The organism is Pantoea allii, assembly GCF_046529425.1.
GTDB lineage: Bacteria > Pseudomonadota > Gammaproteobacteria > Enterobacterales > Enterobacteriaceae > Pantoea > Pantoea allii.
On sequence record NZ_CP125960.1, the window covers coordinates 87,571 to 110,220 of the forward strand.

A 22,650-nucleotide genomic window follows, 5' to 3' on the forward strand; every position below is an offset into this window, starting at 1 on the left:
GACCTACCCGATGAAGGGAGTGACGGTGATAACAAATGACTGGCGGGTTTTCTCACCTGATCGGTTACCGCCGAGCGCAAGATTGTCCGGAGAGAACTGTCCCTCTTTACTGGCGTTGTCCACATTTTGCTCCAGACCGCTGATGACAACCGTCTGACCGGGTTTCAGCCAGACACGCTGAGGTACAGAACGGGAATCAATATCCGGCGCTTCCAGTTTGTCTCCGCTACTTCCGGAGGAAATGTCGCGAAGTCTGATAAGACTGGATATGTTCAGGAACATATTCAGCATCATCCGGTCATCACTGAGGATCTTAGGGAATATAGTGATGTTGGTACCGGTCGTGACAGATCCTGGCGTCAGTGTCTGTGTAGGTACAGTGTTGCTTCCGCTGGCGATGGCAGTAGTGGAGACGCTTTTCAGATACGTTATCTGGCGCCCCACCACGACTGAAGCGGAAGCCATGTTGGTGGTCATAAGAGGAATAGTTCTTACATCCCCCACTTTTGCCTGCTTGGAGAGCGCATCAAGAAGGAACTGAGATCCGGCAAACTGTCGGGCAGCGCCTGTTGCTGTATCCAGTACGGAGAAACTGAGTGTTCCTGCATCGCCCACAGGATTTGTGGGCCCGGCAAGGTTAATACCGTACTTGCCCGCAAGCGTTTTATAGATGACGTTCCAGTTTATGCCAACGTTATCACTGGCATCACTGTTGACGGAGTAAATAACGACCTTGAGATTTACCTGACGGCTCAATGCCGTATTTTCGGTAGTCAGATAATCGCCAACGCGCTTAACCACCTCGGGCACATCGGTCACCACCACTGTTCCGGTGGTTTTGTTCATATCGAGCCGGCCGACGCCGGGGGTCAGCATACTTTCAGCGGTCGACTTCAGGTCAGCATAGAGGTTATTTCCCATGGTGACATCGGATTTGAGGTTCGTTCCGCTCTGACCTGTTACACCCCCTGAGTTATTTGACCCCCCTCCTCCTCCTGTCGATCCGTCAGAGGAGGAGCTGTTTGACACACCACTGACGACAGAACCGGTAAGCGTGTATTTTGCGTCCGTCGGCTCAATATCGAACCGGGCCGTCTGGAGGTAGAAAAAGGTCACCATTCCATTTTCATACTTCCAGGAAATGCCAAGCCGGGCAGTGACAATATCCAGTAATCCACCGAGTTTTCCGTCGTAGTTGATCCCGGAAAATTTACGTGAGCCGCTGCCAGAAGATGACTGGGCAGACATTCTCTCGTTGACACCGTTCCCGAATGAATCCAGAGGGCGCATGCCGTCCGCGCCGGTAATAACCGGTGATGGCACCTGCGTCAGTCGCTGTGTGGGAGAACCGCTTTTATCTCCCTGACTGCTGAGAACAGCGACCGCATCCGGTGTGACGCGGACACGCAGATGACAGTTCGTTGCAACATCCTGACTGAACTGCCAGATATCCTGTGGTGATTTGGTCAGATAAGGTATGTGGCAGTTAACGATCTCCGGGGGAGCGTCATATTTCGCTACCGGCAGAGGCACTGGATTAACAAACTGGCTGTTACTGAACTGCACGACCGGCCGGTTTTCGGTGGCCTGTTTCAGGAGGGACGAAGCAAGGTCGCCGGTAGCAGACGCCGAGCGGTCAACGTCATTGATGCGTTTAAACGCGCAGCCCGAGTTCGCCACGCAGAGCACGGCAACCAGCATGAGGCGGATAAAAGGTTTCATGGATGATATTTCCTGGATACGCCGCGCAGGGCGGCAAAAGCAGAACGGGCGGCGTCAGGAGGACACCTACATACCGTGGCTGTCGTGAACGACAATCAGGCACTGTGGCGCACCGTATCCGTCGACAAAGAGCGGAATCTTTGCGGTTTTCCACAATGCAAAAAGCTGGCGTGTCGCCTCTTCAAAACTGGTTGCAGAGAAGCTGAGCGGGTAGTCGATCGGGTAATTCGCATTAGCGTCCCAGCGTACCTGCCACTGTTTCTGGGGACTGCACTGCTCTGCGGATGCCCATAATGTAAACCCGTCTCGTAGCGTGGTGCCTTTTTCAATGCGCCAGTGCTTAACGGGTATAACAGGAACCGGTGGGGGAACATAAGCAGGCACGACAGGCGTCTCTCTGACGACCCTCCCACTGTTTTTAGCCGCAAGACGGTCGTCGCTGAACGGGTCACGTCCGGTAACCGTTTTTGCCCTGATGTCCGGCATTACCGGCACGCTTCTGTTTAAGACGGGCAACGGAGAGGCCGTTTTTACCGACTGTCCTTTCTGCTCTGGTCCTATTGTCACGGTGTGCGTGGCGTTATTGATTGTTGCCCGCAGACCTTTGCCGGACAGCATTCTGTTGGCGACATATGGCCAGCGATCGTTCCCATACCACTGCCACAGTTCTGGTGCGTCCGGCTTGACCTCGGCAGTGAATACAACGTTTTGGCCGGGCGGCACAATTTTTCGCAATGCGGCCCTGAGCGTTGGAGCCGCCCCGCCCTGCCGGATGAAGTTATCAGAGGGGCCGGCTGAAAGCCCGAACGGTTCAGTTGGCATAGTCTGATGGCTTCTAACCTTCGACGTTACAGGGACTGAATGGGAAGGCAGGGGCATCAATGAGGTCACAGCAGACGCTGATATGGGTCTTTTCGCTGTGGGACCACTCTGATAAACACGGTACTGCATGGCGCTGATGTCAGCGGCGCTGCGCGTAAGCAGACCATCGACCACGTTGCCTGAAGGCGGACCGGAAATAACAGCCGGCGATGCACAGCCGGTCAGCAGCAGTGCCGTTAGCAGCCCTGCCCGTTCGGTAAATGACATAGTGAAGACTCCGGATAGCAGGGAGGATACGGCTTGCTGGAAATGACTGGTTAGATGGATGCCACTACCGTAGTGGCCACGCCCATGCCCTTGGGTGCTCATCGCGCTTGCCACCGATAACCGGTGCGCGCTTGCGGCTGATGACCGGTGCGAGTCTGGCCGTCGCGCTGCTTTACCGGTACACCTTCTTCTTTCTTAACCCTCACCAGCGTGTATTGCAGTTCGTACCTGCATCTGGCTCCCTCGGGGGACTCGGGGCAGCCTCATGACGGCTGCACTGGCTCATTTGGCCACGGTCTGACCGTGCTACTGCTTCATGGCAGAAATCTCCGTTGTAAACTGTGGGGTTGTGATGCCGGGTGCCTCCCGGTGCCCCGTGTAAACCGGCAAACCCGGGACGGTGACTTCAGACTTGACGTAAAGTGAGTTTTCGCTGCTGGTTTTCCCACGTGCGCTGGCCGCATTCACCACAACGCACAGACCACTGTTAAGAGCGGGCTGTGCGTTGCAGAAATTATCGAAATTAGTGGCCGGAAAAAAATCCGACCCGGGTGTATTACAAGAGGTTAGCCTGAATGATCCAGATGATATAACTGCCATCAGATAAGGGCTGCATGTTGAGGATCTCACTTCCATTAATGACCAACACCTGCCCCTCGCTGGCCAGAGTCTCAAAATTACCATTTGCCGGAGCATCAGCACGGAGGGATAAATGAATCAGTCCGTTAAAAGGTTGAGGACTCCATGACTGGCGCAAGTTTTTAATGGTGAGAACGGCGCTGTAATTCCCGGCTAAAGAACTAATGGCCAGAGGCAGCGGATGACCGGACACTGTAACAGCCTTCCAGTCAAGCCTCTGTTGAAGCGAACCGAGATGGTCAATCTTGTCTATAAAGGTGTGTCCCGATCCTGGGAAGATGACAGTCGGACCTCCCGTACTTCCCGGGCCATAGAAAACAGGGGGCGATTGCAGTTTAGAAAGTGAGGTAAGCATATCGATCTGCGCTTTCAAATCAGAAGGCTTAAACTGCCATACGGACACATTTACGTTAATGCAGTCATGGCAGATAAACGTACCCGGTGTGGGTTCAGCGCTTTGTTTAACCGGGGTATCACTGGCGAAGCTGACAGCTGGCAGAAAAAGACTGAATGACAGGAACAGACCGGCCATGAGTAAGGGTTTCATGTTGTAATCCTTGCTGGAAAGATAATTGTTAGCACTAACGATTAATGCGTGTCAGTGCGGGCTGACGTTCAGCAGGCGCTGATCTACCCATCCTTCCGCCCGGCAGGTAACGACGGCAGAAACCGTGTTTTCGGGTTTCCAGGTAATAACGGCAACGTTGTTGTCTGGCTGGCTTTTCAACTCGCCAAGTTCACACACGGGTAACATCGCTTTGCCATGACGCACCGCGGAAATGCTGATTTTTACTGACTGACCATTCACAATGTGTGCAGGATATGACCAGTAAAAACTGACGTCGGATTGTTCGTTAACAGCTTCAGCCGGCTCAATGGCGTTCTCGCTTCTGACTTCACTGAGTCGGCTATTTATCCAGTCCCTGTCACTGGATGACAGCTCATGCTGACTCAGCAACCAGACAAGACCAGCCGTTCCCATCCAGCCCGGACCACTTGACTCCCTCTCACGAATAATGGTCTGAAGCCGGGGAGACGGTTGCGAACCGCGCCTGCTCAGTAAAGACTGACGCGGTGTTGTACTGGAAGATGCCCCTGAGAATGTCGTTGCCGCAGAATAGACAGGGTACCCGGATGAAGAAGTGCTGGCTCTCTGTGTTCCTGCTGTCTGGCTGTTACTCTGCGCGGGCCTGAAACTTTTGTAAGTCGGTGCAGAACGGGTTGATGAAGATCTGTAAGACGGACTGCGCGCAGCAAAACCTGATGATGACCTGAACGATGAACTGGAGTAACTCCTGCCGGCAACAGCAGGTAAGGAAGCTGAGAAACACAGCACGATGAAACACGCTTTAAGCCAAAGTTTCATTTCGCCTCCCAGTCAGCCTGCCCGTTTACTGTCAGGATGCTGTGGTCTCTGGCGAGCGACTCAATCCTGAGAATCTGGCGTGTACTTAAAGAAGCGGGTAAATCTTCATGCGCCAGCCTGCTGTAACAGATACCGGTACACCGGAACTGCCATAACAGGGCGCTGGCATCATCATGCTGAGCGCTGTAAAGCTGACTCAGGCTGGCAGGGGCATAGCTGTCACCTGCATTCCACGCCCTTGCATAAAATGCCGCTGCGCGGACACTGTCTTTTTCCACCCATTTACCTTCCTGCAAAAGACCGCCCGCGACCCTTAGAATGTCTTTTGATGCCTGATCGCCTCGGGAACTGGCCGCCATTTTCACCAGCTCTGCCGCCAGTTCAGGCATCCGGCCTTTGAGCTCAACAGGCGGGACTGGTCGGGTGAAGAGGTCCACGAAGGCGGCAGGAGAATGTTGCTTTAATGCAGAGGTATACAACGTAAGTGCGAGGTCATGGTATTTATGGAGGGGGTCCTTCAGGCAGGAAGACTCGTTGGGTTCACACCTGAAAATTATAACTGCATCACCACCAATCTGGGCGTATGCCTGCCAGGGTTCGGGATTTTTCAGCGCCTGTGTTTTTGCCACTTCAAAGCGGGCTTCTTTATCGTCACAGGCGCCCAGAAGTATGACCGAAAGCAGGACGATAATTTTAAACAGTTTCACAGCAGGCCCGCCCAGTTTCACTGGATGCATCGTTGTCATCCTTCTGTTAAGAAGTCAGGTTTAAGATTCGGAAACAGCGTTTTATTTAAATTTCCCGGCTGATAAGCCAGATAAGCCAGCTGTCCCGTACAGCGTGAAGAGTGAGAATCGTCTCTCCGGCATTGAGATTGATCCTGCCTGTAAGCCGGAACTTGTCTTCAGGAATATCGCTGTTTCTGGAAGGAAGTTGCCCGATGATGTCAAAATCCATAATGCCTGTTCTCGTGAACACATAAGACGTCAGGGAAGCCCCAAACTGCCCTTCGGTACCGCTGCTGCTAAAAATGACTGGGACACCCGGGTACGAACCTGCCCGGCCTTCTAAAAGGAGATCAGCCTTACCGGCGCGACTGAGCCGTTGCGGAATGTCGATGACCCGACGAGAAGACAGATAAATCGTGTCTGATTCAGGCAGTGGGGCAGATAATTCCAGTGCTGATGCTACTGACGCCCCTCTGGCAGGCGTGTAATGCCAGGCCTGAACGTGAAAACGGACCGTCTCCAGACCGTTTTTACCCACGCTGAGGTCTTTGTGGTGTGTTGAACATGAAGAGACAACCAGAGGGGAATGAACCGGAGCGAGCAGACAGATTTGACGGAACCCAGGTTCATTCATGTGTTTCCCTTTTTGCCCTGAGAGAAAGGTGCCGCGTTCTGAAAAGTGGCTGAATGTTATCTTTCATAAGCTTGGAGGGCGTGGGCTGTTCTTCACTGATGCATTCAAACCAAAACTTAACGGGCTTTTTAACAGCGATGACAAGACCGAATCGCAATGCCTGGCGCAGATTACTGCTGTGCCGCTGCGCCCGTTCAAGTTGTTCTGTAAGAGCGACCCGGTAACGTTCAGGTGATAAATTTCCCTTAGAGGTGCGGCATTCAGTACATACGGTAACCAGACCGCCTTTAACGTATTTTTCACCAATATGTTCAGCAGACCATCCCTGTTCAGGAAGCTCCATCCCACAGAAGGCGCAGCATCCTTCGTAAGTTTTACGCAATTCTTCACGCTTTCGTTTTGTAAGCTTCATCATTTCCCCCGAAATACAGTACGCCTCTGCGGACGTTACTGTTTATAAGCTGATAAACCTGTTCCGGGCTGACCCACTCCCGAAAGAGTGGGCCCGCACAGACTGCTCTGTGTCACTTTGCGTTTTAAGGAAGTAAACCGCCAGGTATGCCCGTTCGCGACCGCACAACAGTGCAGGGCTAATCTTCTCCAGATACAGGTTATGCCCGGTCTTAGCGCGCCGGGGCCTGACGTAGTCAATACGCCGGTCGAACTGGATACATCGAATTTGTACGTAGGGGGCTGACGGTTACGTTCATTAATTCCGACTTTGAGATGTGCCGTTGGCAAAATAAAAGGTAATGAAGAAATGGATATTCTCAGCCTCTTTCCTCTTATTAAACCACCCCGTATGAATACGGGTTCCCCTGATGTAATGCAGGCCATGACAGAGCCTCCGGACATCTTCCGCGCACCGTTACTGCATGCCGGCAAGAGAGGACCTTGAGATCAGGGTTTCGGTCACATTGTTAAAGAGCGGAGGCTAATTCGTTTAAAACAATGTCATGCGCGGATGCGCATAATTTCAGAATAAAAAGATCCGGCATTATTCATGCCGGTGAAGCCAGAATATTGTTTAATTCTTTTCAGCTTCAAAACAACGCCCTGGTGTGGCGAGGTCGGTAGACTTTTTTAAATGGTCTTCAAGACGTATCAGTGTTTCCTGAGCGTTGCTGCGACCAGACAGAGTCGCCGCCTGTGTCAGGAGTTCTTCCAGCTCCGGAGGAAGGTTAATCAGAATTGACTTCCCCGGTGTTGCCAGATCAGCAACCGAAATAAGGTGATCTTCAAGCCGGACGAGCGCTTCACGGGTATTACTCCGGCCAGAACGACGAGCTGCCTGGCTGAGTATCCTGCTGACACCAGGTGGCAGATGAATCAGTACGGCCTTATTATCAACTGGCTGGAGAACCATAACGACGTCCTGTAAACGTATGTAAAGAGTTTGTAAGCTGACGCCATTAGATAAGAATGGTCCTAATTATGTAAACCCTGCCTCCAGAGGCAGGGTGTATATAAGTATTTGATTTTTATCGTTATATAAATAAAAAAGCCTGCAAATATTTTTGCAGGCCTGAAAATAAGTATATTTAAATCAAATTTTATCGTGCTTTGGGTTGGACTTCTGAATCATGAATACGGCAATTTCCAGAAGTACACGACTGATAACAAGTGTCCGGAGATCGCTTAACGAATCCACCCGTAACTTCTTTTGAATGGACTCCACCGATTCTTTGATGGTGTTCCGTGCCACGCCTCTGAATTCGGCCAGCTCTTCAACGGTGAGATTTGCAAATACGAGCATGCAGACGTGGACTGACTGCAGTTCAGTCAGTTCAGGAAAAAACTTGCTCAGGGCGGAAAAATGAATAGGATCGACGGCAGCCATGGCAGCCTCCTCAACAGGTTGTTATGGTTAGCTGGTTGTACAGGCCTTCACCCCTGTGCAATCAGCGACTTGGCACTTCTCTTACGTTTACTACATCTGAATAATTCCTTAAGGCCGCGGGAGTTTCCCGTCAGGGCGAATGATTTCATCGTTCTGTGGCCTCGCCTGCTCAATCTGAACAGCAGGCTGCCCGAGGGCCTGGCCTTGTTTGCGCTGGAACGACTCCGTGACTGAAACGCTTTTCTGCTGTTGACTGTCTCTGACGGTGAAACGCCGGCCGTCATTCTCCTGCAGATTATGCATCGCACCGGAATACAGCACTCTCCTGACTGCGTCAGCATTGCCTTTCACAAACTGGGCACCTTCACTTCTCCAGGCTGTCAGGGCAACAGCAAGATCGTTATTGAAACGCTCAGACCGGGCATCAGAGGAGGTATACACCTCCACCCTGTTTCCAAAATCCGTGACAGCGGGCTGACCGTTTCTGAGGTAGGTAACGGAACCGTCGCGGTGCAGCTGCGTGTCATGCTCACTGGAGCGGAAAATCGGCGCGTCATCACCATGAGCGCAGACAATGACGGCGCCGGGGGTGACACTCTTCTTCTCACTCTGGCGGGCTTTGCGTTTTTCGCGATAGGCCCAGCCGCGCATCTGGCTGAGTGCGGCAATATCACCGTTTACCGCTTCACGCTCCACCCACTGTTTCCATGACAGTGGCCTGAACATGCCGGTATCCGCCAGCACCTGGCGTTCCTCACGCAGCTGCAGCCGTAAAGTGGCCATGGCTTTCATCTTTTCAAACTCCGCCATGCGGTACATCAGCTTGCGCAGCAGCGGGTCACGGACCGTCTTACGGACATGTGCTTTCATGGCCACACAGTGTGATTGGATCTGACGGAACCGCTCACGTGCCCTCAGGTCCGGTTTTTCCCAGCCCTCACGGTAGGCGTCAAAACGGGCGCGCAGAATTTCTCTGGCCACCGCCCTCGCCTCCCGACGCTCCTGACGCAAATCCTGATCGCGGACGTGAAGCTGGGGATTGTAGTGACTCAGGATACCGGTGATGCCATCCTGCGGTCGCTCCGGATTGAATGCCGGCGGTGCAGGAGAAAACTCACCACACTTTGCCTCCATGGCCGGCAGACTGATGGCCGGATGGATGTCAGACGCTTTTACGCTCACACCATCAGGCTGAAGCAGATCATATACAGCCAGTCCGCCGCTCTGCTCACGCAGACCGAGACCACGGGTATGCAGCATGGTGTGCAGCCATGGCCAGTCAAGCCGGTCATCCTGCTGTGCCTTGCTGATGACGTCGCGCATTTCACGCACGGCGTAACCGTGAAGACTTTCACGGTCGGAAAAAATCTCACGGCGTGCTGCACCTCGCGGCGCGGCGGGCATGTCCCGTGGGGTACGGTGCAGGTCACCAAACTCATCCATATGCCAGCTGCCGTTGTCGACCTTGAAGCCTAAATCTCGCTCCAGTACGCGGCAGCTTTTCTGCAGCGTGTCCGCATCATTCCACATGTTCTGCGCCCTGAACGTTTCCGGATGAACGCGGTTAGCGGAGACGTGACAGTGGATATTGTCAGTGTCTTTATGAATGGCAGCGACATACTGATGGTCTTTCATGCCCAGGCTTTCCAGGCAGTAACGCGCGGACTGAAAAATCGCATCATCGGAGGGATTTTCGTCTGACTGCCAGCTCAGGATGAAGTGATAAACCGGATCCTTACAGTGACGGTTCTGCATGGCGGTCATGTTCATCTCTGCAGCAGCAGAACCCAGCAACCAGCAGTTGGTCTCGCACAGCACCTCACCGGAAGACACTCGCTGGATGCCCTCCGGTGAAATGCTGTGAACCTGAGTGACGGAGGCTGTGCTCTTACGTCCGACGTAGTTTACCAGCTGCCCGAATCCGGGAGTCGTCACGTACTCAGTATCGGGGGTATGCTCCGCTGTACCATCCGGTGTGACGATATCGCTGGCCTTCTTCTCCTGACGCGTGCTGACGTACTCAACCAGCTTTTTGAAGCTGGTCTTTTTGTCACGACGCTTTGGCGGAATAATGACGTTCATCAGTCTGTTATCTCTTCAGCCGGTACCGGCGTCATGTCCAGAGCGTTAAGTGTCTGGGTGATGGCCACAAGCACGTCAGAAAACTGGCGGCTCAGTTCAGTTGTCATGCTTTTCTCCATCTGCGTAAAGAGATGCTTCTGCAGTCCACCGAGACGTTTGACTTCATTCATCATGCGGATATCGGTCAGCACAGTAATGCGCCGGTTGAGCGCAGATCGCCGTAGCAGTTCTGAACGCGTCAGCCCAGCTGAGGCGGCCTTTTTGTCGATGGCCTCCAGCTCAGCTTCGGTACATCGAAGCTGGACAATCACGTTCCTTTGACGCTTTTCACTTTTCGCCATAACTCAACCTCAGCTCGGGACCGGGGTGTCGGGGCAAAGCCCTGACCAGTCGTTTTGGCGTTACTGTCTGCGTGCAGACGGTAATGACAAAACATTTCCTGTCCCGCTTTTAAATTCATAACATGAATTTTGGCACTAAAGCGCCATGAAGTAAATGGCGTCATGGGAGGCAGGTGCTGGAATTTTCCGCGGGTTCGCGGCAGAATCATGGTTTTCAGGTTTTCCCACCAGGAGGTTTTATGGCTACACACCAGTTTTTCACGCAGGAACAGATAAACGAGGCAAAATCCCGGCTGGAAAATTTGCCGGATTTGTCACCCACACGCATTACCAGAAATGAAGCTCTGGACAGCCTTCGCGGCACGATTCTGATGCTGGCAAAGGAAAAGGGCTATAACGCAAAAGATATAAAATCAGCGCTGGATGACATGCAGTTTGGTTTCAGTGAAAAGGCCATTTCTGATGTTATTAAAGAGAATGGAAAAGCCAAAAAACAGGCGCGTGACAGGAAGGCGAGAAGTGCAGGAACCGGTGCAGGTAATGAGGTGCGTGACGCGGTAACGAAGTGATTATTCTCCCAAAAAAACGGGGGCTTTTCAGTGCCCCCGTTTCAGGAATCAGGATTTGAGTTCTTTCATTTTTTCGGCAAGGGACCACAGAAAACGGTTGTTTTTTATGTCGCCGTCAATGCCGTTTATCGCACGGGTTTTTGTCACTGCGCCCTTTGCAGTCTGGCCACGTAATCCGCCACGAATGATGTTTTCCTGGGTACGCTGATAAACAGTCCAGAGGTCATCCGGGTTGTCTGCCTTGCGGCGGGGCTGCAAAACTGTATCAGCCGTGATCGGAATATGCTGGCCATCATAGCGAAACTCCAGCGCCGTTTCTGCAAAGGCAACCTGTTCACGACGGTCAAGCCGGATAAGCTTCATTTCGTCGCGTGAATGTTCAATTGTCTCAAAGCGATCAAGGATGTGATAAGCCCCCTCAACCACCTGACTGATAATGTCGCCTTTATGCGGCACACGGATTTCGCCATACACTTCTCCGCAAACCATGCCGTTGGAACAGATGCTGCGAAACTGTCCGGGGATCATCTGGTAGCTGCTGCTGCCGTCATGGCTGTTCAGCAGAATAATTTCCGAGACTTCTGAGGCAAGAATCTGATCGCGACGACGCAGGCGCAGCAGGTGTTTTGCATGACCGACACGCCCCTGATCGCGTACGCGCTGCTGACAGGCATAGAACGGCTCAAAACCTTCTTTACGCAGGCGCGTCAGAATATGGCTTGTAGGGATATAGGTGTAGCGGTCGCTGCGTGAGTCATGTTTGTCTTCAGAAAACACGCTGGGAACAACCTGACGCAGCTCATCATCAGTAAGTGGACGGTCGCGACGAATGCTGTTTGCAGAACGAAAACCACCGAATAAACGGGCCATAATTAGCACACTCCGGATTAGAGATTATCGGGTAACGCCGCCCCGTTTAGGGACGGCAGGCACTCAGTCAGGCAACAGCCCGGTGGATCTCCAGCGAACGGAGAAACTGGCCCCATTCACTGCTGCTCATGGCAGGCACACGAACGGCTCTGCGCTTGCGGACGCAGTGCGCAACATGACGGACACGGGCACGAATTTCATCCGGAATCTCACGCACATCCGGATCGGTGTGACGATGGCGCGTATGAGATGATTTTCCGGCGGGCTTTACATACCCGGCGGAGGGTGTGATGATGCTGCGGTCAGCAGTTTTCATGATTTACTCCTTATTGCTGTTGACGTTCCGGACGGTCATTTGGTCGTGGCGTCCGGGGTGAACGGGCGGAATTTCCGCCCTTTTTCCTTTCAGCCCGTCAGGACGGGCGGCGGATAACGGTGTAACCGATATCAAATTCGTAGACGGCGACCGGCCAGCCATCGCGCATGTAAACTTTCAGCGCGTCCGGTTCTTCTGTCGGCTCATCAATCACCACCAGCCCGTTAAAATCATCACGCGAAAGACCAGACGGTCCCAGGAATTCGCCGTGCGTCCATACGTAATCGCACAGGTCCATAAAGGCATCGACGGGCAGATCCTGCGTGTCCGGGATGCCGGGGGCTGATACGTTTTTCATCATGAAATCCTCATGCTGTAAGATCCGGTTTGTGCAGCGCGCTGCGGTCTGGCCGGAGGGCTGCGGGTGCCGAAAAAGACTTCCTCTGACGCGGCTTTTTTCTTTTTCCGGTCTGGCCTTTCGCGGCGAAGGGCAGAGTTGCGACGACGAAGAGAGGGCATAAAGGGGCGACGACAAAAAGTTTTTGCGGCCCCTGGCGAAAAGTTTTTGGCGGCGTACATTTCACCCCTTTCTGCACGAACCGGCGGTGCTACGACCAGCCCTCCGCGTAAGGCACGGCCGGAACAGCGGGAAAGGCGTCAGGAGGGGAATTTGCAGCCCGCCTCGCGGGCTGACCACAGAGCCACGGCGGCCCTTTCCCGGGGCGGTGAAAGCGACGGCGCCAGCCGTCAGCAGCCGTTGACGTTGACCTTCGCCATCAGACTCTACACGAACCCGCCTGCGGGTTCGGCGGAGCTTGGCGGCTGCGCCGCCTTAGCGGAGTGAGGCTGACGACTGCCCGCCAGGGCAGGAGCCGAAGGGGGCCATGGCCCTGCCCGTGAAGTGGCTTTTGAGTCAGTGAAAGTGAGCAAATCGAAGGAAGCCGGGTGATAAAATTCAGATGACCAGATAACGTATGACAGGCACAAAAAAGACGGACATGACCGGTGCGTCAGCACCGGGTCTGTACGGCTTTTAAGGTGTTGGCTACGCAGCTGCACCGCGCAGTCTTCAGAAGAATAAGACGTGCCGTTTAGGGCGGGGCGGGTTAATCAATACTGTTTCCCCTGAAGGTAGACGCTTTCTTAGTACTGTATTTAGCCAGTGACTTTAGCGTTTAACAGGCGGATCTCGTCCTGGTCAATCCCTGCCAGTAGCTGCGCTACAGTTTTCCGCCCACGCGGTACCCGACGGGAGGGGCGTATATTAACGGCATCACCATCTGTGGTGATGTTCATGAGTGTGCCAGCGGTCCAGCCAGCCCTTTCTGCTACCTCATCAGGAATGGTCAGAACAAGCCCCCTGCCCTGCTTCCTCAGTTTTGTGACTGACATATGTCCTCCGGATGGTGTGATACTGTCTGACTGCTTACAGAAATCTACCGCTTAACGACGTCAGTTATTTCAAATAAAGTCAGGAAGTGTTATTGATAAGAAATAATTAACATAGGGAGCTAAAATGAAACATACGGCGCAGGACGTACTGAATGCAGCAAATCAACAAAGTTTCCGTTATCCCTTCAGGATCAGTGATGCTCAGAAAGTTCTCGATGCAAGCCCTGCCCCCATTAAAATAGCGCAATGCATTTTTGCCTGGAATGATATCAACGGATTACTAACCATACATAAGGCACAGGATGTACTCAACTCAGCAAATCAACAGAATTCTCCCCATACCTTCAGTATCAGCGATGCTCAAACAGTTCTTGATGCAAGCCCAGCGCGCGTAAACCTTGGAAACTGCTATTTTATCTGGGAGGATGTGGGCGGAATTCTAATCATAAGTACTGCGCAGGACGTACTTGATAAAGCAAATGAAAAGAACTTCCCCTACCCCTTCAGTATCGACGATGCTCAAAAAGTTCTTGATGCAAGCCCTGCGCGCGTGGAAATACGGGAATGCTATTTTACCTGGCATGATGTAGGCAGAGTACTAAACATAAATTGTCCTGAAAAATTAGAGCACGATCTAAGGCATCCTGCGGACCCAAGAGCGCCTAAACCTCGTAGAATGCGTTAATCATCAGAACGCTAAGTATTATTACGTTTTTAAAAATTGCGTCAGACCGAGTCTGGTGGGACTGACGCGGTAAAATTCAGTATTCTGTAACTGTAGTTTAAGGAACCACGTTCATACCTCATGCCGCCTTACCGGGCATCAGCTTGTTCGGAACCAACCATCTGTCCATCTCCCGCACGGCCTGCGTCGATTCGTCTGAGAGAAACCGCGCCTCAACGCCCAGTCTCCAAACTGGCTCACCTCTGAGCATCCAGCGGTCTAGCTGTTTCATCGAAGGAAAACGCTCACTCCATCGGTGAAACATACTTTCCAGATCGTAATGGTTGACCTTCGAATCCGCCCAGCGTGACACCCAGCTACCGACCGTTTCCGGCGTATGAAAGGCCAGATCGATTTCGGCCTGAGCTTTGGCTGCCAGGTAAGCACGTTCCTGGTCATGAGCCTGGCGTGTTATCTGGTTGGAATATTTCTCCTCCCGTAGTGCTGTTTTCATTCGCTGCCGTTCTGTCTTCCGGAAACGTTTTTCAGGGAAAATATCCCAGACCTCATAGCCGCTGAGCGGTAGCGGGCAGTGTTCTCCTGCACTCACTATCAGCATATCAATGGCCCTGAGCCACGACTGTTTTCGCCCCCGAAAATCAGACTTCTGTAGCCAGGGACAGAACACACGAACTTCCTTCAGCGTTACCCGCTTACTGCCCATCAGAAAGCGGAAAAACGCCCGTGCGTAAGGGTATTCAGCGCAGTAAATCCTGCGCGCTGATTTTTGCTCAACGTCAGCAATCGCCTGCATGGCGGCCCGCCTTTTGAGCGACAGCGGCACCAGTGACCGGTTTGTCGGGATCATACGTTTATCTCCGCCAGGTAATCCGCCAGCCCGGTAACGTTGTACTCCAGCAGACACACCTGCGCCGCTGCAGCGAGAACGGCACTGATGCGCGACGGATCGAACGGCGTCAGCCGGAGGACGTCGCGCACGCGCCCCCCGTCCGCTGAGACATACACAACAAGCCACTCGCTGGAGATTTCTCCAGGGCTGCACACACAGAGGCAAAACGCCTCATCCGGTGGCATAAAGCGCAGTTGCACCGGAAAGAAGCCGCCAAATTCGCTGCCGTATTCACCGTTAACCGTCCAGCCTTCCGGCAGGGGAAGCTGTCTGATAACGGCGCAGGTCAGAACGTGGCGTTCGCTCTGGCCACGTTCCCGCCATTCTTCGAATTCACAGGGGTGCAACGTGCTCAGCAAAGCCAGATCGGAATTAGTGGTATTTGTCATAATGTTCTCCAGGCGGCCCCGAAGGGCCGCACTCCTTATCAGGCAGCTTGAGCGGAATCGGTGTGGTTGTCGCTGTCGCTCTGGCTGGCAGTGTCATCAGTGGCCTTTTCCGGCTCCGGTCCTTTCATCCAGCCAGGCACCCAGCGCGTGTTGCGCATTTTGTCTTCAGCCAGTTCAGCGGCGTCGCCTTTCTTCATCTTTTCCGCATCCCGCGCCGCGCCCGTGAAACCGGCGTTGTTAAGGACATCGATGATTTGTGCGTGTCTGAGGTCACCGAAAAATCCGGTTTTAGTGGGGTGCCACCAGTCGCGCATGTTGAAACCCAGGGCGCTCTCAAGCTCGATAAGCGAACTGCGCGAAGTGTGGCCACATTCGCGGGTCTGGACGCCGTCCACCGAACAGGCGACACAAAAAGTCATCAGGGCCAAGAGTGTTTCCCCGCTCAGGGTAAAAAACGTGGTGAAGTCTTTTCCCCAGCCCGCCGGTAACAGCGCTTGCAGCCTTTTGCGCTCCGCCGTGAGCGCCAGAAAGGCGGCCCCATCTTTGCCCGATGGTGCATTGCCCGTCAGCGTGGAATGGGAGGCAGTCAGACTGATACGGAACGGGTTGTAGCTGTAGTGATCGCACCTTAAGACGCTCCGGCAAAGTTGCCAGGTCAGCAGGGCCACCGCTTTTTCAGACTGCTGCATCAGCGCGGCCTGCACAGCGAGAGTGCGCTCAGAGGACATTTTGGTCAGTAGTGGCAGGCTGATACCTTCAGCGACGTCCGTAGACGTCTTGTCTTCAGATTTACCGGCACCGGATACCTGCGAACCGCCATTTTCGTCAGTCACCAGATCGGCAAGGCGGATCACGCCGCGCTGTACACAGAGGTCACCGGTATTGTCAAACCCCACCACCACGCCCGATATGGCGCGGGTTTCCGGCGTCCATGCGCGTAGCTGTGCGGCCTGCTCAAGCGCTTCCCACTCCTTCTCGACGGCGCTGTAGCCATCATCGTCGCCGTTTTCCGCACAGGCATCCCCTTTTTCATACAGCGCAGAGAGTTGCTGTTCTTCGTCGCCGTTGTAAACCGGATCCGGCTCATCCGTCAGGCGATATTCTTCCGCATCTCTGTAGCGGTAGACAATATTCAGCCGCCCCAGGCTCCACTTCCAGCCTTCCTGCGCCTGAATCTCCTGTGCCAGAATCCCCAGTTTCTGTTCGACCAGCGTTTCGAGCAGCACAGCGTCAGCCGTACCCGCCTCTTCCTGTTGAGAGAACAGGTCTTCGCGCACGACGCCGCCTGCTGCCTCGTAGGCATCTCGGCCTATGAATCTGAAACGGTAATCACTGACCGGAACTTCTTTATCGGTAATGAGATTCCTGATTACGTTCGCTGATGCAATGTGCCAGCGTGATTTTGCCTCCTCATACACCCTGACCTGACGTTCCTGATTGTCTTCCAGGCAGAGCGCCTGGCACTGCTCAACCGTGACGTGATCGTCTGCCAGTAGCTTAAGCAGAGACGGGGCGAGGTTGGTGAGTTTAAGCATTCGCTGAACGTGGCGGGTGCTGTAGCCCATATCGATGCCAATCTGCTCGGCTGTTTTCCCCTGCTCCGCCTGAGTGCCAAAGCTGGCGATTTGTTCCGCCGCATGCATGTCGCTGCGCTGGGCGTTTTCGATATAGGACACGAGCGCCGCAATGTCTTCAGACACGCGCTTGAACGGCACCGGATAATCCGCATTCAGAAACTGCTGTGAGCACAACAGATTCAGTGCGCTGAGGCGCTTACCGCCTGCGGCCACCGCCATTTTTCCGTCCGGCAGTGCGTGGGCGACCAGATTCTGCAAGAGGCCGACCGACTTGATGGTCGCCGCCAGGCTCTCAACGCTTTCAGATGAGTAGGGAATGGTGCGCGCATTAAGCGGCGACACCACGAACGCCGACAGCGGCGCGAGTTCGACCGGGGCGGCTTCCAATGCAGCTTTTACCGCTGCCTGCTGCTTTGCGGAGACGTTTTTAGCGCTGGTTTTTTTTACTGCTTTTGATTTAGACTCTGTGGCTGACATCGTTAGTTCTCCAATTAATGACTGTCTCGCCCTGCGGAGTGGCTGCTCCGTCAGGGCACCTTTTCACGGCTTACTGCGTTTTTCGGATTCCGTACTCACCGATATAACGGTTGAGCCAGTAACCCGCATTTGACTCAAAATTCCACGCGCGCCAGGCCACCTGACCGTCTTTACGCACGACCAGGCGAAAGTGCGTAACCTGATCGTCCTCGATGGCGACGTTGGTGTACTGCGCTGCGACTGCCTTCGCTTCCTCACGCGTAAAGGTGTCGTCCGGCAGGCGGAAAACTTCTGACTCTTTCACTAAAACCCCCTCTGTCTGAATCCCTGTAATGTTCCCGCTGAATCGGGGTCATCTCCCCTTCCTGACGGGTGCTGACTGCCAGCCGACCGGAGACGGGCCGAAAAAAGACTTCCTCTGACGCGGATTTTTTCTTTTCCGGTCTGGCCTTTCGCGGCGAAGGGCAGAGTTGCGACGACGAAGAGAGGGCATAAAGGGGCGACGACAAAAAGTTTTTGCGGCCCCTGGCGAAAAGTTTTTGGCGGCGTACATTTCACCCCTTTCTGCCCGAACCGGCGGTGCTACGACAGGCCCTCCGCGCAAGGCACGGCCGGAACAGCGGGAAAGGCGTCAGGAGGGGGATTTGCAGCCCGCCACGCGGGCTGGCCACAGAGCCACGGCGGCTTTTTGCCGGGGCGGTTAGAGCACCGGCGACAGCCGGTTGCAGACGTTGACGTTGACCTTCGCCATCAGACTCTACACGAACCCGCCTGCGGGTTCGGCGGAGCTTGGCGGCTCTGCCGCCTTAGCGGAGTGAGGCTGACGACTGCCCGCCAGGGCAGGAGCCGAAGGGGGCCATGGCCCTGCCCGTGAAGTGGCTTTTAAATCAGTTAAAGAGAAGGAAACGCAGGAAGCGGAAGACAGGTAAAACAGAACCCCGTCATAAAACTGACGACATGAGCAGCTGAACGGATAAGGCCGGTGCGTCAGCACCGGCTTATTCCGGCCCGCAGGGCAGCCTTTTTTGCGGGGTCAGGTTGGCCGCGTAAGGCAAAAAAAAACCGCGCCATGTCGCGCGGTCTTTCGGCTGTACCGTCCGGAAGTATGGGGATCAGAGCCGTGCCAGTGTCTGGAGGGTTTCAGGATTCTGCTGCACCATACGGATCAGCAAAACCGCCTGCGCGTTGGGCTTTGCCCTGCCCTGCTCCCAGTTCTGGTAAGTGGTTTCGCCCGTATGAAGGTAATGGGCGAAAACCGCCTGAGACAGATTCAGTTTTTCGCGCACGTCGCGCAGCTCCTGCGGCGCTATCGTGGCTGCCTCGCGTCGGGTCGCCTTGTAGGATTTGAGCGTAATCTTGCCGTCCTGATGGTCTTTAAGCTCCTGCATCCCTGTCATGAGTTCACTGAAAATATCGCGTTTAGTCATGTCTCAGCCCCTTCTTAATCACATTCAGCGCGTCTGCCAGAGCATCACGCTGCTGTTTGGTCAAATCGTCACGCTGGTCTTTATCGTAGATGGTGAACAGGATGAACTGGCCTTTTTCGTCCGTCCAGTAATAGATAACCCTGATCCCGCCCCGGGTGCCTTTATTCCTGCGCTCGTCCCGGAAGCGGACTTTACGGAGTCCGCCCGTATCGGGGATGATGTCGCCCTTTTCAGGGTTGGCCAGCAACATGTTCTGGAAGACACGAAACTGATCATCGTCAAGATAGTCAGCGCGGTACTTCTGAAAGCTGGTAAGTTCGATGAATGTCGCTTGCATAATTTTACCTGTCCCCAACTAAGGGATAGTATATCCCCATATTGGGGACAGTTCAACACATTCGTTATGCATAACTCTCACTGAGCTGGGTTCTGAGTTCATTTTTTGCTGACTGCCAGAGATATAACGCGAGGTCATCCGCCTCGGTGAGCACAAGTCTTCGCGCCTCTGACCACGCCTGGACGGAAGAAAGGGGCAGCCTGGGCCGGGCCAGTGTCCAGTCCGTCACGGTTCCGGTGATCTCACTGGCTAAACGCCACAGCGTGCCCTGAATCAATTCCTCCCGGTCTTCTTCATCCGGCTGGTTTACCAGCTCGCGCAGTAAACTGAGACATGCCTTAATTTCCTTGAATCGTTGTTCTGTGTAGCTCAGTGATGTGATCATGATCGCCAGTCTCCGGAAATACGGGTAAAGCCACACCTGTCACGCCGTTGCATGACCCGTGCAGGCGGGTGCGTTACGCGTCCTGTTCATCCTGCCAGTGACGGCTGGCCGAAAGGAGCATTTCGCAGAATGGTATGCCGGTTTCATCACACAGGTGCATCAGGTCAGCCAGGAAATCGACAATAACGGTTTCGGCAGGCTCGCAGTCGCTATTCAGCCCCGTATAGCGTGCGAACGCAGTCAGCGCCGCTGCGGCAGCGCCTGCGCGGCTGGCGTTGTCCGCATCGAACGGCAGACAATCGGTCACCTGTTCCGCCAGGCAGGATAAATCGGCAAACGTCATGGCTGCGGCCGTTGTCATCGCATGATTCTCCGGGTTTGAAATGTTAAGCATCGGACGTTCCTCGCTCTTGTTTTGAGCACAGGCCGGACGTGTCCGGCCGCGTTATTTCAGATAACAACTTTGCGGTTATAAGTGGCTTTCCAGTCGGTGAAATCCCGGCAGTCACGCAGATGCACCAAAGCAGTAAGATTTACGGCCAGACCATTCATAATCAGAACCCGCTCAACAGCCGCAAACCAGTCTTCACCTTCTGCGACCGGAAACCATAAATCGCCGTTAATGCCACTCAGGAGGGGATGAGAGCAAAAGTGAATGCCTTTGCCCCCTGGTCTGGTCAAAGAACCCGTCACTATGACTGAACCGCGCATGTCTTCGGTCATGGCACAACGTGCCAGCTTTTCCTCAATATCACCCCAGCACCAGTCATCCGCGTCGGGAACGGGCAGTTGAAAACAAGATAAAGACTTCCCCCCTGCGCGGGCTGCGTGGCGGGCGATATCCATAACAGAAGGGTCATTACAGGATGCATCGGTTCCGGCGACATAGTGGCCATGGTGATAAAAAGCCTCATCGCCGTTATCAAGCTGAATAACACAGTACGCGCCCATGACAAGGGCTATATCGGCCTGTGTTACCAGCGGCAGTGATGTGGATGCAGTGGGCAGGCATTTTGCGCCGGTTTTGTTATCTGACATGGTTGTTCTCCTGATTAATGATGGTGAGCTGGCGTGACAGCGTGGCTGCGCTGTCACGCCTGTTTTTCAGCGCCTGACGCCGTATTCGCTGATGTACGTTGCAAAAGCTAATCCGGCGTTGGCTTCGTCGTTCCATGCCTGCCAGACAAGACCGCCCCGCGCATCGCGGATCACCAGCCGGAAGCGTGCGCCCTTCCCGTCTTCGATGAAGACGTTGCGGTATTCATTCACCATTGCGCTGGCGGTCTGGCGGTTCAGGGGGCCGCGCGGCAGTCCGACAGACGGTTTCTGACCCGATTTTGCGCGGTAGGGAGATTTCATCGTGATCACAGGCAAGACTCCTTTTCTCTGCTTGAAAGATTCCGTTTCCTGAAGCGCTGGCAGAGCAGCCGACCGGAGACGGGCCGAAAAAAGACTTCCTCTGACGCGGATTTTTTCTTTTCCGGTCTGGCCTTTCGCGGCGAAGGGCAGAGTTGCGACGACGAAGAGAGGGCATAAAGGGGCGACGACAAAAAGTTTTTGCGGCCCCTGGCGAAAAGTTTTTGGCGGCGTACATTTCACCCCTTTCTGCCCGAACCGGCGGTGCTACGACAGGCCCTCCGCGCAAGGCACGGCCGGAACAGCGGGAAAGGCGTCAGGAGGGGGATTTGCAGCCCGCCACGCGGGCTGGCCACAGAGCCACGGCGGCTTTTTGCCGGGGCGGTTAGAGCACCGGCGACAGCCGGTTGCAGCCGTTGCGTCAGGATGGAAACCCGCTGGACCGGAACCGGAACGGGGCCGGTCCCGGGCAGAGACGGCCTGCCGGCTCTGTGCGAAGCATGACAGCCGCCCGGACGCCCGGGGTAAAGGACCTTTTGCTTTTAAACTCAGGTGGACTGAAAAAGGTGTTGTTAAATGCCCGCCCCTAGTGAATATTAATGCTAATAAAAAGCATATTAATTCAATAAAGAGAGGTCCGGCATGTCAGTCACCCGTCCCGTTGCTGCTCAGTTTGAGGCGTACAATGCGCATGATATCGACGCTTTCATGGCCTGCTTTGCTGATGATTTTAAGGGCTACCGTATGCCTGCTGAAACGCCCTCAACACGGGGAAAACAGGCGCTGCGTGATTTCTACATCAACAACCGCTTCAACAATCCCGCCCTCCGGGCGGAACTGATTTCCAGAACGGTGCTGGGTAATAAAGTTTTCGATCATGAATTTATTCACGGCCTGTCACCCTCTCCGCTTGAAAGCATTGCCGTTTTTGAAATTAACGATGGCCTCATCTCAACGGCCTGGTTCTATTTTCCCTGATGCCCTGCACGCTGCCGGAATCAGCTGTACGGCGGGAAGCGCGCCGCCAGGCGCGTCTTCTGCCGTACTGCCGCCGCAGGCGGCGGGGTTTTCGCCCGGGCCGGAAAGGGCGGCGGGCTTCCCTGCCCTGCTCCCCGCGTTTACGGGTTAATGGCCTCCCAGGCACGACTGAGCGCGTCTTCAATGGCGCGCGGATCATCATCTCCGCCGGTTTCAAGCAGCCGGCCCGCCGCTTCAGCCAGGATTTCCAGGTCGCTGGCAGAAACGGTCACCAGCCGGTTACGCCGAGCGGCGGCGTGCCGGACGGCACTGGCGATAAACCGGACGGTTTCAGCGCCCACGCCGGCTTCGTGCTGTGCATCCCTGTCCCATGTCGAGAGGTCACACACGATTTCGGCGGCGGTTTCCTCCGTGATGTGCTCCTCGCTGAGTACCTTCATCACATCCTCTTTACGCCAGATGATGAGCGTGATTTTTTCCTCGCCCTGAAATTCGGTTTTCAGGCGGTGGCAAAGCTGGCTGACGGTTCCGTACATTTTCTGGCTCCTTATCGGGGGCGGCG

The 22,650-nt window shown here is 54.4% G+C and carries 29 protein-coding genes; 3 read left to right on the plus strand and 26 right to left on the minus strand.

Annotation, left to right across the window (positions count from 1 at the left end):
- Positions 1 to 3: 3 nt before the first annotated feature.
- The 11 genes from QNH99_RS23015 to mobA form a co-directional block, all read right to left on the minus strand.
- Positions 4 to 1,722, minus strand: a complete 1,719-nt coding sequence (locus QNH99_RS23015) for a PilN family type IVB pilus formation outer membrane protein (protein ID WP_410517772.1) — start codon at positions 1,720 to 1,722, stop codon at positions 4 to 6.
- A gap of 66 nt (positions 1,723 to 1,788) precedes the next feature.
- Complete coding sequence (locus QNH99_RS23020) at positions 1,789 to 2,811, minus strand: TcpQ domain-containing protein (protein ID WP_410517773.1); 1,023 nt, start codon at positions 2,809 to 2,811, stop codon at positions 1,789 to 1,791.
- A 556-nt stretch (positions 2,812 to 3,367) separates the two neighbouring features.
- A complete protein-coding gene (locus tag QNH99_RS23025) occupies positions 3,368 to 3,997 on the minus strand; it encodes a hypothetical protein (RefSeq protein WP_410517774.1) in 630 nt (209 codons plus the stop codon).
- A gap of 51 nt (positions 3,998 to 4,048) precedes the next feature.
- Positions 4,049 to 4,432 (minus strand): hypothetical protein, encoded by a 384-nt coding sequence (locus QNH99_RS23030; protein ID WP_410517775.1) that lies wholly within the window; start codon positions 4,430 to 4,432, stop codon positions 4,049 to 4,051.
- 380 nt (positions 4,433 to 4,812) lie between these two features.
- Positions 4,813 to 5,553 carry a hypothetical protein gene (locus QNH99_RS23035; RefSeq protein ID WP_410517776.1) on the minus strand — a complete coding sequence of 247 codons (741 nt, stop codon included), beginning with the start codon at positions 5,551 to 5,553 and terminating at the stop codon, positions 4,813 to 4,815.
- Between the two features lie 55 nt (positions 5,554 to 5,608).
- Positions 5,609 to 6,178, minus strand: coding sequence for a hypothetical protein (locus tag QNH99_RS23040; protein ID WP_410517777.1), 570 nt, complete (start codon positions 6,176 to 6,178; stop codon positions 5,609 to 5,611).
- Positions 6,171 to 6,593 (minus strand): HNH endonuclease, encoded by a 423-nt coding sequence (locus tag QNH99_RS23045; protein ID WP_410517778.1) that lies wholly within the window; start codon positions 6,591 to 6,593, stop codon positions 6,171 to 6,173. Before QNH99_RS23045 ends, QNH99_RS23040 begins: the two co-directional genes overlap by 8 nt.
- Before the next feature lie 612 nt (positions 6,594 to 7,205).
- On the minus strand, positions 7,206 to 7,544 hold the full coding sequence (locus tag QNH99_RS23050) for a TraY domain-containing protein (RefSeq protein ID WP_410517779.1): 339 nt from the start codon (positions 7,542 to 7,544) through the stop codon (positions 7,206 to 7,208).
- Between the two features lie 180 nt (positions 7,545 to 7,724).
- Positions 7,725 to 8,018: a helix-turn-helix transcriptional regulator gene (locus QNH99_RS23055; RefSeq protein WP_410517780.1), complete on the minus strand. Its 294-nt coding sequence runs from the start codon at positions 8,016 to 8,018 to the stop codon at positions 7,725 to 7,727.
- A gap of 108 nt (positions 8,019 to 8,126) precedes the next feature.
- The gene (gene traI / locus QNH99_RS23060) at positions 8,127 to 10,100 is read right to left on the minus strand and encodes a TraI/MobA(P) family conjugative relaxase (RefSeq protein ID WP_410517781.1); all 1,974 of its coding nucleotides are present in this window, start codon (positions 10,098 to 10,100) and stop codon (positions 8,127 to 8,129) included.
- On the minus strand, positions 10,100 to 10,441 hold the full coding sequence (gene mobA / locus QNH99_RS23065) for a plasmid mobilization protein MobA (protein WP_410517782.1): 342 nt from the start codon (positions 10,439 to 10,441) through the stop codon (positions 10,100 to 10,102). Before mobA ends, traI begins: the two co-directional genes overlap by 1 nt.
- A gap of 239 nt (positions 10,442 to 10,680) precedes the next feature.
- Here mobA and QNH99_RS23070 point away from each other — a divergent pair, with 239 nt between their 5' ends.
- A complete protein-coding gene (locus tag QNH99_RS23070; RefSeq protein ID WP_410517783.1) occupies positions 10,681 to 11,010 on the plus strand; it encodes a hypothetical protein in 330 nt (109 codons plus the stop codon).
- A gap of 48 nt (positions 11,011 to 11,058) precedes the next feature.
- Here QNH99_RS23070 and QNH99_RS23075 read toward each other — a convergent pair whose 3' ends face one another.
- The 4 genes from QNH99_RS23075 to QNH99_RS23090 form a co-directional block, all read right to left on the minus strand.
- Positions 11,059 to 11,880, minus strand: a complete 822-nt coding sequence (locus QNH99_RS23075) for a DUF932 domain-containing protein (protein ID WP_410517784.1) — start codon at positions 11,878 to 11,880, stop codon at positions 11,059 to 11,061.
- 67 nt (positions 11,881 to 11,947) lie between these two features.
- Positions 11,948 to 12,196, minus strand: coding sequence for a hypothetical protein (locus QNH99_RS23080; protein WP_088900965.1), 249 nt, complete (start codon positions 12,194 to 12,196; stop codon positions 11,948 to 11,950).
- Between the two features lie 97 nt (positions 12,197 to 12,293).
- Complete coding sequence (locus tag QNH99_RS23085; protein WP_410517785.1) at positions 12,294 to 12,557, minus strand: hypothetical protein; 264 nt, start codon at positions 12,555 to 12,557, stop codon at positions 12,294 to 12,296.
- A 794-nt stretch (positions 12,558 to 13,351) separates the two neighbouring features.
- Complete coding sequence (locus QNH99_RS23090; protein WP_410517786.1) at positions 13,352 to 13,588, minus strand: antitoxin; 237 nt, start codon at positions 13,586 to 13,588, stop codon at positions 13,352 to 13,354.
- Positions 13,589 to 13,712: 124 nt separating this feature from the next.
- On the opposite strand from QNH99_RS23090, the gene QNH99_RS23095 reads away from it, so the two are divergent.
- Positions 13,713 to 14,273, plus strand: coding sequence for a hypothetical protein (locus QNH99_RS23095; protein WP_410517787.1), 561 nt, complete (start codon positions 13,713 to 13,715; stop codon positions 14,271 to 14,273).
- A gap of 118 nt (positions 14,274 to 14,391) precedes the next feature.
- On the opposite strand, the gene QNH99_RS23100 is transcribed toward QNH99_RS23095, so the two are convergent.
- The 10 genes from QNH99_RS23100 to QNH99_RS23145 all read right to left on the minus strand — a co-directional run bounded on the left by QNH99_RS23100 (position 14,392) and on the right by QNH99_RS23145 (position 21,113).
- Positions 14,392 to 15,120 carry a plasmid SOS inhibition protein A gene (locus QNH99_RS23100; protein ID WP_410517788.1) on the minus strand — a complete coding sequence of 243 codons (729 nt, stop codon included), beginning with the start codon at positions 15,118 to 15,120 and terminating at the stop codon, positions 14,392 to 14,394.
- Positions 15,117 to 15,551, minus strand: coding sequence for a conjugation system SOS inhibitor PsiB (gene psiB / locus QNH99_RS23105; protein WP_410517789.1), 435 nt, complete (start codon positions 15,549 to 15,551; stop codon positions 15,117 to 15,119). Before psiB ends, QNH99_RS23100 begins: the two co-directional genes overlap by 4 nt.
- 38 nt (positions 15,552 to 15,589) lie before the next feature.
- Positions 15,590 to 17,605, minus strand: a complete 2,016-nt coding sequence (locus QNH99_RS23110) for a ParB/RepB/Spo0J family partition protein (RefSeq protein WP_410517790.1) — start codon at positions 17,603 to 17,605, stop codon at positions 15,590 to 15,592.
- A 70-nt stretch (positions 17,606 to 17,675) separates the two neighbouring features.
- Positions 17,676 to 17,909, minus strand: coding sequence for a DUF905 domain-containing protein (locus QNH99_RS23115; protein WP_410517791.1), 234 nt, complete (start codon positions 17,907 to 17,909; stop codon positions 17,676 to 17,678).
- An 808-nt stretch (positions 17,910 to 18,717) separates the two neighbouring features.
- The gene (locus QNH99_RS23120) at positions 18,718 to 19,032 is read right to left on the minus strand and encodes a helix-turn-helix domain-containing protein (protein WP_410517793.1); all 315 of its coding nucleotides are present in this window, start codon (positions 19,030 to 19,032) and stop codon (positions 18,718 to 18,720) included.
- Complete coding sequence (locus QNH99_RS23125; protein WP_024471706.1) at positions 19,025 to 19,369, minus strand: hypothetical protein; 345 nt, start codon at positions 19,367 to 19,369, stop codon at positions 19,025 to 19,027. The genes QNH99_RS23120 and QNH99_RS23125 overlap by 8 nt, the downstream gene beginning before the upstream one ends.
- Positions 19,370 to 19,433: 64 nt before the next feature.
- A complete protein-coding gene (locus QNH99_RS23130; protein ID WP_088900973.1) occupies positions 19,434 to 19,754 on the minus strand; it encodes a hypothetical protein in 321 nt (106 codons plus the stop codon).
- A gap of 73 nt (positions 19,755 to 19,827) precedes the next feature.
- Positions 19,828 to 20,148 carry a hypothetical protein gene (locus tag QNH99_RS23135; RefSeq protein WP_410517794.1) on the minus strand — a complete coding sequence of 107 codons (321 nt, stop codon included), beginning with the start codon at positions 20,146 to 20,148 and terminating at the stop codon, positions 19,828 to 19,830.
- Positions 20,149 to 20,204: 56 nt separating this feature from the next.
- The gene (locus QNH99_RS23140; protein ID WP_410517795.1) at positions 20,205 to 20,792 is read right to left on the minus strand and encodes a hypothetical protein; all 588 of its coding nucleotides are present in this window, start codon (positions 20,790 to 20,792) and stop codon (positions 20,205 to 20,207) included.
- 66 nt (positions 20,793 to 20,858) lie between these two features.
- Positions 20,859 to 21,113 (minus strand): DUF905 family protein, encoded by a 255-nt coding sequence (locus QNH99_RS23145; protein ID WP_410517796.1) that lies wholly within the window; start codon positions 21,111 to 21,113, stop codon positions 20,859 to 20,861.
- Between the two features lie 639 nt (positions 21,114 to 21,752).
- On the opposite strand from QNH99_RS23145, the gene QNH99_RS23150 reads away from it, so the two are divergent.
- A complete protein-coding gene (locus QNH99_RS23150; RefSeq protein WP_410517797.1) occupies positions 21,753 to 22,088 on the plus strand; it encodes a nuclear transport factor 2 family protein in 336 nt (111 codons plus the stop codon).
- A 140-nt stretch (positions 22,089 to 22,228) separates the two neighbouring features.
- Here QNH99_RS23150 and QNH99_RS23155 read toward each other — a convergent pair whose 3' ends face one another.
- Positions 22,229 to 22,624, minus strand: coding sequence for a DUF1380 family protein (locus tag QNH99_RS23155; protein WP_410517798.1), 396 nt, complete (start codon positions 22,622 to 22,624; stop codon positions 22,229 to 22,231).
- Between the last annotated feature and the right edge of the window lie 26 nt (positions 22,625 to 22,650).

What these genes read in the sequence shown, in the direction of transcription:
- QNH99_RS23100 (WP_410517788.1), bottom strand. Translation starts at nt 15,120, where the DNA reads ATGATCCCGACAAACCGGTCACTGGTGCCGCTGTCGCTCAAAAGGCGG.
- QNH99_RS23015 (WP_410517772.1), bottom strand. Translation starts at nt 1,722, where the DNA reads ATGAAACCTTTTATCCGCCTCATGCTGGTTGCCGTGCTCTGCGTGGCG.
- QNH99_RS23025 (WP_410517774.1), bottom strand. Translation starts at nt 3,997, where the DNA reads ATGAAACCCTTACTCATGGCCGGTCTGTTCCTGTCATTCAGTCTTTTT.
- QNH99_RS23035 (WP_410517776.1), bottom strand. Translation starts at nt 5,553, where the DNA reads ATGCATCCAGTGAAACTGGGCGGGCCTGCTGTGAAACTGTTTAAAATT.
- QNH99_RS23150 (WP_410517797.1), top strand. Translation starts at nt 21,753, where the DNA reads ATGTCAGTCACCCGTCCCGTTGCTGCTCAGTTTGAGGCGTACAATGCG.
- QNH99_RS23050 (WP_410517779.1), bottom strand. Translation starts at nt 7,544, where the DNA reads ATGGTTCTCCAGCCAGTTGATAATAAGGCCGTACTGATTCATCTGCCA.
- QNH99_RS23140 (WP_410517795.1), bottom strand. Translation starts at nt 20,792, where the DNA reads ATGTCAGATAACAAAACCGGCGCAAAATGCCTGCCCACTGCATCCACA.
- QNH99_RS23070 (WP_410517783.1), top strand. Translation starts at nt 10,681, where the DNA reads ATGGCTACACACCAGTTTTTCACGCAGGAACAGATAAACGAGGCAAAA.
- QNH99_RS23075 (WP_410517784.1), bottom strand. Translation starts at nt 11,880, where the DNA reads ATGGCCCGTTTATTCGGTGGTTTTCGTTCTGCAAACAGCATTCGTCGC.
- QNH99_RS23095 (WP_410517787.1), top strand. Translation starts at nt 13,713, where the DNA reads ATGAAACATACGGCGCAGGACGTACTGAATGCAGCAAATCAACAAAGT.
- QNH99_RS23030 (WP_410517775.1), bottom strand. Translation starts at nt 4,432, where the DNA reads ATGGGAACGGCTGGTCTTGTCTGGTTGCTGAGTCAGCATGAGCTGTCA.
- QNH99_RS23080 (WP_088900965.1), bottom strand. Translation starts at nt 12,196, where the DNA reads ATGAAAACTGCTGACCGCAGCATCATCACACCCTCCGCCGGGTATGTA.
- QNH99_RS23145 (WP_410517796.1), bottom strand. Translation starts at nt 21,113, where the DNA reads ATGAAATCTCCCTACCGCGCAAAATCGGGTCAGAAACCGTCTGTCGGA.
- QNH99_RS23020 (WP_410517773.1), bottom strand. Translation starts at nt 2,811, where the DNA reads ATGTCATTTACCGAACGGGCAGGGCTGCTAACGGCACTGCTGCTGACC.
- QNH99_RS23110 (WP_410517790.1), bottom strand. Translation starts at nt 17,605, where the DNA reads ATGTCAGCCACAGAGTCTAAATCAAAAGCAGTAAAAAAAACCAGCGCT.
- QNH99_RS23045 (WP_410517778.1), bottom strand. Translation starts at nt 6,593, where the DNA reads ATGATGAAGCTTACAAAACGAAAGCGTGAAGAATTGCGTAAAACTTAC.
- QNH99_RS23120 (WP_410517793.1), bottom strand. Translation starts at nt 19,032, where the DNA reads ATGACTAAACGCGATATTTTCAGTGAACTCATGACAGGGATGCAGGAG.
- psiB (WP_410517789.1), bottom strand. Translation starts at nt 15,551, where the DNA reads ATGACAAATACCACTAATTCCGATCTGGCTTTGCTGAGCACGTTGCAC.
- QNH99_RS23090 (WP_410517786.1), bottom strand. Translation starts at nt 13,588, where the DNA reads ATGTCAGTCACAAAACTGAGGAAGCAGGGCAGGGGGCTTGTTCTGACC.
- traI (WP_410517781.1), bottom strand. Translation starts at nt 10,100, where the DNA reads ATGAACGTCATTATTCCGCCAAAGCGTCGTGACAAAAAGACCAGCTTC.
- QNH99_RS23055 (WP_410517780.1), bottom strand. Translation starts at nt 8,018, where the DNA reads ATGGCTGCCGTCGATCCTATTCATTTTTCCGCCCTGAGCAAGTTTTTT.
- QNH99_RS23135 (WP_410517794.1), bottom strand. Translation starts at nt 20,148, where the DNA reads ATGCTTAACATTTCAAACCCGGAGAATCATGCGATGACAACGGCCGCA.
- QNH99_RS23130 (WP_088900973.1), bottom strand. Translation starts at nt 19,754, where the DNA reads ATGATCACATCACTGAGCTACACAGAACAACGATTCAAGGAAATTAAG.
- QNH99_RS23155 (WP_410517798.1), bottom strand. Translation starts at nt 22,624, where the DNA reads ATGTACGGAACCGTCAGCCAGCTTTGCCACCGCCTGAAAACCGAATTT.
- QNH99_RS23085 (WP_410517785.1), bottom strand. Translation starts at nt 12,557, where the DNA reads ATGATGAAAAACGTATCAGCCCCCGGCATCCCGGACACGCAGGATCTG.
- QNH99_RS23125 (WP_024471706.1), bottom strand. Translation starts at nt 19,369, where the DNA reads ATGCAAGCGACATTCATCGAACTTACCAGCTTTCAGAAGTACCGCGCT.
- QNH99_RS23040 (WP_410517777.1), bottom strand. Translation starts at nt 6,178, where the DNA reads ATGAATGAACCTGGGTTCCGTCAAATCTGTCTGCTCGCTCCGGTTCAT.
- mobA (WP_410517782.1), bottom strand. Translation starts at nt 10,441, where the DNA reads ATGGCGAAAAGTGAAAAGCGTCAAAGGAACGTGATTGTCCAGCTTCGA.